The organism is uncultured Faecalibaculum sp. (assembly GCF_910588395.1).
Lineage (GTDB): Bacteria > Bacillota_I > Bacilli_A > Erysipelotrichales > Erysipelotrichaceae > Faecalibaculum.
Window position 1 is genome coordinate 1 of record NZ_CAJUPA010000065.1, and the last position, 7134, is coordinate 7134.

Here is a 7134-nt window from a genome sequence, read left to right on the forward strand (position 1 = left end):
CAGTGCCGAACGGCACGCTGGGTGGTGTGAGAGGGACCTAGTCTCTACTCGATTTATTTTGCGCTTACATAAGTCACGATGCAGCTGTTTCATACAGGTTTTCCGCTGAAAAACCGGTGGAATCCCACAATTCAGGACAATCCTGATAAAAATGGAACAAGTGGAAACGTTTCCTCTTCCATCTGCCCCGTTCGTTGTGTATAATGCAGGTGTTGGTTGTAAACGTTTACAACAAATTGGCAGAAACAAGGTCTGCCCGGAGGAAGAAATCTTATGAAAAACTGGAAAACTCTGGCGGTTGCCGGGGCGATGACTCTGACTGCTCTGGCCGGCTGCTCCACTGGCTCCGACGGTGGTTCCGACAAAGGCGATTCCGGCAAGAAGGGATCTGTCTACTATCTGAACTTCAAGCCCGAGCAGAACGATGCCTGGCAGGAACTGGCCAAGAAGTATACCGAGGAAACCGGTGTTGAAGTAACGGTTGTTACCGCTGCATCCAGTGACTATGAAAACACGCTGATGTCCGAAATGGGCAAGAGCTCCGCTCCCACCCTGTTCCAGGTAAACGGCCCTGTCGGCCTGAAGAACTGGGCTGAATATGCCTACGACCTGAAAGGCACGCCGGTTTACGACGAGCTGACCAGCGATGCCTACACGCTGAAGGATCCGGAAGATCCCGAAAAAGTGGACGCGATCGCCTACGTTGTTGAATCCTACGGCATCATCGTCAACCAGAAGCTGCTGAAGGAAGCCGGATACACCACAGATGACATCAAGAGCTTTGAGGATCTGAAGAAAGTTGCCGACGATATCCAGTCCCGCAAGGATGACCTGGGCTTTGCAGCCTTCACATCCGCAGGCATGGACGGCTCCAGTGACTGGCGTTTCAAGACCCACCTGGCAAACCTGCCGATCTACTTCGAATACCAGGACAAGGACATCACGGACACAGACGCCATTGAAGGCACATACCTGGACAACTATCGTGACATCTTCGACCTGTACATCAAGGATTCCACCACAGACGGCAAAGACCTGGCCGCCAAGACAGGCGATGACTCTCTGAACGAATTCAAAGCCGGCGACGCTGTATTCTATCAGAATGGTTCCTGGTCCTACGGTGACGTGGTTAACGACGAAACCGGCCTGACGGATGAAGACGTGACCATGATTCCCATTTACATCGGTGCAGGCGACGAAGCCACACAGGGTCTGTGCACAGGCACCGAGAACTACTGGGTAGTCAACAAGGATGCTTCCGAGGAAGACATTCAGGCCACTCTGGACTTCATGTACTGGTGCGTGACTTCCGAAGAAGGCACAACAGCCATGGCTGATCAGATGGGATTTGTCATTCCGTTCAAGGATGCCAAGCCGTCTCCGAACGTATTCGTTCAGGAAGATGTGAAGCTGACCGAAAACGGTGCGACTCCTGTAGCATGGTGCTTCACGACGATGCCCTCCGAAGAATGGAAGAACGGTGTCGGCGAAGCGCTGACTGCCTATGCGGCTGATCCGACAGATGAGAAGTGGGAAGCTGTTGAAACCGCGTTTGTAGACGGCTGGAAGACCGAATACGAACTGGCCAACAAATAATACCGGTTCTGATATCTGAGTGTTGTACGGGCAGACTGTGCGTCTGCCCGTTTTTTCTTAAAAGGAGATAAGTATGGAAAAATCTTTGCGCAGATATGCCTGGATCTTCGTTCTCCCCACCCTGCTGGCGTTCACCATCGGGTTCATCATTCCCTTCCTGGAGGGTCTGTACCTGTCGTTCTGCCAGTTCACCACTGTGGGCAACGCGACGTTCATCGGCATTGGCAACTACATTGAAGCTCTGCAGGATGAGACATTCCTGCATGCAGGCCTGTTCACCGTGCTGGTGGCTGTTGTGTCCATCATTTTCATCAACGTTGTGGCCTTCGTTCTGGCCATGATGCTGACACAGAAACTGAAGGGAACCAACTTCTTCCGGGCTGTGTTCTTCATGCCCAACCTGATCGGCGGCATCGTGCTGGGGTATATCTGGCAGATCCTGATCAACTGTGTTCTGTCCCTGACCGCTCAGCCGCTGCTGGCACTGAACGCCACAGCCGGTTACTGGGGCATGATCATCCTGCTGGGCTGGCAGCAGATCGGCTACATGATGATCATCTACATTGCCGGTCTGCAGAACGTTCCCGACGACCTGCTGGAAGCTGCCCGGATCGACGGTGCCACGGAATGGGAAATCCTGTGGAAGATCAAGATCCCCATGGTCATGCCTTCCATTACCATCTGCATGTTCCTGACGCTGACCAACAGCTTCAAGCTCTATGACCAGAACCTGGCGCTGACTGACGGTGCGCCCAATGACATGACGCAGATGTTTGCCCTGAATATTTTTGACACATTCTATGCCCGTGCCGGCAAGGCCTGGAAGGGCATCGGTCAGGCCAAGGCGGTTATCTTCTCCGTCATTGTCGTGATCATTTCTTCCTTCCAGCTGGGCTATACCCGGAAAAGAGAGGTACAGCAGTAATGAAAAAGAAAAAAGGCGAAGGCAGCATCCTGCTGACTGTCATCCTGGCGATCTGTTCGGTTGCCTGGATGTATCCGATTTTCATGATCCTGATGAACTCCCTGAAAATCGAAAGCGCCATCACCACCGCCGGAGCGTTCCAGCTGCCCGACAGCGAAACCTTCGCGGGTCTTGCCAACTACGCGAATGCCATCAACTCCCAGGGCTTCCTGGCGTCTCTGTGGTATTCCCTGTTCATCACGGTGACATCCGTAATCGCCATCGTGATCTGCTGCTCCATGTGCGCCTGGTACATCAGCCGTGTGCAGACAAAAGTCTCCAACGCCCTGTACTACCTGTTCGTGTTCTCCATGGTTGTGCCCTTCCAGATGGTTATGTTCACGCTGTCCCAGACCGCTGACATGCTGAAACTGAACAACCCCTACAACCTGTGGGTGATTTATCTGGGATTCGGCGCCGGTCTGGCTGTGTTCATGTTCGCCGGCTTCGTGAAATCCATTCCGCTGGAAATCGAGGAATCCGCCATGATCGACGGCTGCAGCCCGCTGCAGACTTTCTTCAAGATCGTGCTTCCCATGCTGAAACCCACCATGGTGTCTGTAGGCATTCTGGAAGCCATGTGGGTCTGGAACGACTATCTGCTGCCCACCCTGGTGCTGGACATCAAGAAGTACAAGACCATTCCCATGCTGATCCAGTATTTCCGCGGATCCTATGGCCGTGTTTCCATGGGACCGATGATGGCCTCCATCATGCTGACGGTCATCCCCATCATCATTGTCTATGTGCTGGGTCAGAAACACATCATCAAGGGTGTGGCTGCCGGCGCTGTAAAGGGGTAAACCGGCATGGCCCGCATGACGATCAAGGATATAGCCCGGGAATCGGGGTATTCCACCGGTACTGTCTCGCGGGTGCTCAATGAATCTGGTCCGGTCAGTGAACAGGCTGTCAGACGGATCCGCGAGGTCGTGGACAAGTATCACTTCCAGCTGAATACCAATGCGAAGTTTCTGAAACAGCAGACCCCGGAGGGCATTGCCCTGATCATCCGGGGAACCAACAACCTGCTGTTCGCATCCCTGGTGGAAATTCTGCAGAATCAGATTGAAGAAGCAGGGTACAGTGCCAGCATGCATTACATAGATGAAAGCGGCAATGAGGTGGAGGAAGCCCAGGAAATCTGCAAGCATCAGCCCCCGGAAGGAATCTTCTTTCTGGGAAGCACCCGGCAGAATTTCCAGAAGGGGTTTTCCGGCATCGATGTCCCCTGTGTTCTGGTGACCAACTCCGCGGAAGACCTGGGGTTTGACAATGTGGGATCTGTCACCACCAACGACACGCAGGCGGCGCAGTTTGCTGTGCAGACGCTGCTGTCCCTGGGACACCGGAACATAGCGGTGCTCGGGGGAGACAGAACCCGTTCCCAGGCGGCGATGTCCCGGTTTCTCGGTGCGCAGTATGCCTTTTTCGACAACAGTGTTCCCTTCGATCCGGCCCGCAGCTATCAGCAGGGGATGTTTTCGGTGGAAGATGGCTATGAAGGCATGCTGTCTTTGCTTGACAGAATGCCCGAGCTCACTGCAGTATTTGTCATGGCGGATGTCATGGCCATCGGTGCCCTCCGGGCTATCCGGGACAGAGGCCTTCGGGTACCGGAAGATATTTCTCTTCTGAGCTTCGACGGCATCTCCCTGGCGCAGTATACCGTTCCCCGCATCGCGACGATGTGTCAGGATCAGGAAGAGCTTGCCAGGGAAAGTGTCCGGATGCTGCTGGATATGATTGAAAACAAAGTCCCCGGATCTTTCCGGGAGACATCCTTCAGAATGCAGGAAGGCGAAAGCCTGATGCCGCCTGTACTTGAAAAGTGAGTGAGTGTTATGCGCAGAAATGGTGTTTTGATGCATCTGTCCAGCCTTCCCGGCAGCCAGGGAATCGGTTCCATGGGCAGAGAGGCATATGATTTTGTGAATTTCCTGGAGAAAGCCGGTCAGTCTGTCTGGCAGCTTCTTCCGGTTGTGCCCACAAGCTACGGGGACTCCCCCTATGCGTCTTTTTCCACCTTCGCCGGAAATCCGTATTTCATCGATCTGGATATGCTGGCCGAAGATGGGTTACTGGAAAAAAGCGAGTATGAAGACCTGGACTGGGGCGCCAGTCCGGAATCCGTGGACTACGGTGCTTTGTACCGGAACCGCACAAAGGTTCTGAGAAAGGCCGTCAGCCGGCTGCTGAAAAACAAGCCGGATGACTACTATGAATTCCTGGAAGAAAACTACGACTGGCTCCCGGATTATGCCCTGTTCATGGCGCTGAAAGACAAGAATGGCGGCAAATCCTGGCTGGAGTGGAACGACGACGAGAAGAACTACGGTTCTGAAGCCGTGACCCGTCTGGCTGAAAAGTACCGGGAAGATGTGGATTTCTACGAAGCGGTTCAGTATCTGTTCTTCAAACAGTGGAAGGACCTCCGGAAGTACGCCAACGACAAGGGCATTGACATCATCGGCGATCTGCCGATCTATGTCGCCCTGGACTCCGTTGACGCCTGGAGCCATCCGGAGCTTTTCCAGCTGGACGCCGACCGGACACCGGTTGCCGTCGCCGGCTGCCCGCCTGATGGATTCAGTGCGGATGGTCAGCTCTGGGGCAATCCCCTGTATGACTGGGATTACCATAAAAAAACCGGATATGACTGGTGGCTGCGCCGGATCCAGTATCTGACAAAGCTGTACAACATCGTCCGGATCGATCACTTCCGCGGGTTTGATTCCTATTACGCTATTCCCTATGGCGCCACCACCGCCAAAAACGGTGAATGGAAAAAAGGTCCGGGGATGGATCTCTTCAACAAAGTCAGCAAGCATGTTCCTGAAGGGAAAATCATTGCGGAAGACCTGGGATTCCTCACGGATTCCGTCCGCAAACTGCTGAAAGACACCGGATACCCCGGCATGAAGATTCTGCAGTTCGCCTTTGACTCCCGGGATGGAAACAGCAACGAGTATCTGCCCTTCAACTATCCTGTCAACAGCGTTGCCTACACCGGCACCCATGACAACCAGACCGTCAAAGGCTGGTTCGAATCCGCACCCCGTGACAGCGTGAAATTCGCAGAAGAGTATCTGCGGATCGACGGAGAGGACAGCGACGAGGACAGAAACTGGATCATGATGCGGGAACTCATGGCTTCTCCCGCCGGACTGTCGATTCTCACAGCACAGGATCTTCTGTGCCTGGGAGACGAAAGCCGGATGAATACACCCAGCACCGTTGGCTCCAACTGGACCTGGCGAGCGCTTCCCGGTGTCTTCACGGACGAGCTGGCTCAGAAGCTTCGCGACTATACGAAGATGTACGGCCGCCTGCCGCAGAAACCCAAATGCGTTCCCTGCGAATCCGCTGAATAATGACCGAAACTGCCGTAACCGGACACCGGACGGCAGTTTTTTTCGGTTCTCTGATAAGCCTACTGGAAAGCAGAATGCAGGGAACACAGACAGTCCTCAGAACCGGATACGCTGCTCTGATGGGATCTGCTATACTGGGAACATGAATCACAGTGAACGGAAAGAAGCGGGAAAACTCTACCGGACCGATGACCCTGTACTCCGGCAGGCACAGCAGCAGACTCTGGCCCTGATGGATGCCTACAATCAGCTGCCATGCACGGAATGGGGTGCCAGGAAAGCGCTGCTGAAAAAAATGTTTGCGTCCTTTGGCGAAGAGAGTTATGTGGAAGGACAGATCCACGCCAACTGGGCCGGCCGGTTCTGCCACATCGGGCACTCGGTTTACATCAATTTCAATCTCACCATGGTGGATGACGGACCCATCGTGATTGAAGACTGCGTGCAGATTGGCCCCAACGTAACGCTGATCAGCGGCAGTCACCCTGTTGATCCCGGACTCCGCAACCGACTCTGGCAGTACACGGAACCCGTCCGCATTGGAAAAAACAGCTGGATTGGTGCCGGCGTGATTATTCTGCCCGGGGTGGAAATCGGTGAGAATTCCGTGATCGGTGCAGGGAGTGTTGTGACCAGGTCCATTCCCGCTGATTGTGTAGCCGCCGGCAATCCCTGCCGGGTCATGCGAAAAATCACAAAACAGGACCACTTTTGCTATGGCCGTGGGTCCAGAATAGATCAGGAGCTGGAAGAACTGCTGTACAGGCAATTGCAGCAAGGCGAATGATTCTGCAGCCTTAAAAACAGGGATCAGCACTGCTGGTCCTTTTTCTGTCGATGGGGATGGCCGGACCATCCCTGGACAGGGCGGATACGGGGAAAGGGGGAGATGGGGGCTGTATGGATAGGGATACGGGCTGCAGATGAAAGGTGGGGGCTGTATTGAATGTATGGGGTTTGCATTGCTTAATCGTAGGCTTCAGGAGAAAGCCGGGAGAGTTGCATGAACTGTCGCGATTTGCACTTATTGATAATAAAGAACATAAAAACGCAAAAAAGAACAAAAAGTGGTTGCATTCTCCTGCGGCTGTGGTATTATAAGTGAGCCGCGAGTCAGTTGAACTTATCAACTGAGTCGGCGAATCGAATGAATAAAAAGTTCAAAAAAAGTCGTTGACAAGCTCTTGCGGATGAGTTATG

6 protein-coding genes are annotated in these 7134 nt (G+C 53.7%); all 6 read left to right on the forward strand.

The features are described 5' to 3' along the window. The first annotated feature begins 273 nt into the window (after positions 1–273). The 6 genes from QZ305_RS11390 (at position 274) to QZ305_RS11415 (ending at position 6721) form a co-directional block, all read left to right on the forward strand. On the forward strand, positions 274–1596 hold the full coding sequence (locus QZ305_RS11390) for an ABC transporter substrate-binding protein (protein WP_294732091.1): 1323 nt from the start codon (positions 274–276) through the stop codon (positions 1594–1596). Positions 1597–1669: 73 nt separating this feature from the next. Further along, the gene (locus tag QZ305_RS11395; protein WP_294732093.1) at positions 1670–2521 is read left to right on the forward strand and encodes a carbohydrate ABC transporter permease; all 852 of its coding nucleotides are present in this window, start codon (positions 1670–1672) and stop codon (positions 2519–2521) included. Then, positions 2521–3363, forward strand: a complete 843-nt coding sequence (locus QZ305_RS11400; protein WP_294732095.1) for a carbohydrate ABC transporter permease — start codon at positions 2521–2523, stop codon at positions 3361–3363. Before QZ305_RS11395 ends, QZ305_RS11400 begins: the two co-directional genes overlap by 1 nt. A gap of 6 nt (positions 3364–3369) precedes the next feature. Beyond that, positions 3370–4395 (forward strand): LacI family DNA-binding transcriptional regulator, encoded by a 1026-nt coding sequence (locus QZ305_RS11405; protein ID WP_294732096.1) that lies wholly within the window; start codon positions 3370–3372, stop codon positions 4393–4395. Positions 4396–4404: 9 nt separating this feature from the next. Beyond that, on the forward strand, positions 4405–5934 hold the full coding sequence (malQ, locus tag QZ305_RS11410) for a 4-alpha-glucanotransferase (protein ID WP_294732098.1): 1530 nt from the start codon (positions 4405–4407) through the stop codon (positions 5932–5934). A gap of 142 nt (positions 5935–6076) precedes the next feature. Beyond that, entirely contained in the window at positions 6077–6721 is a 645-nt protein-coding gene (locus QZ305_RS11415) for a sugar O-acetyltransferase (protein ID WP_294732100.1), read from the forward strand. Positions 6722–7134: the final 413 nt, after the last annotated feature.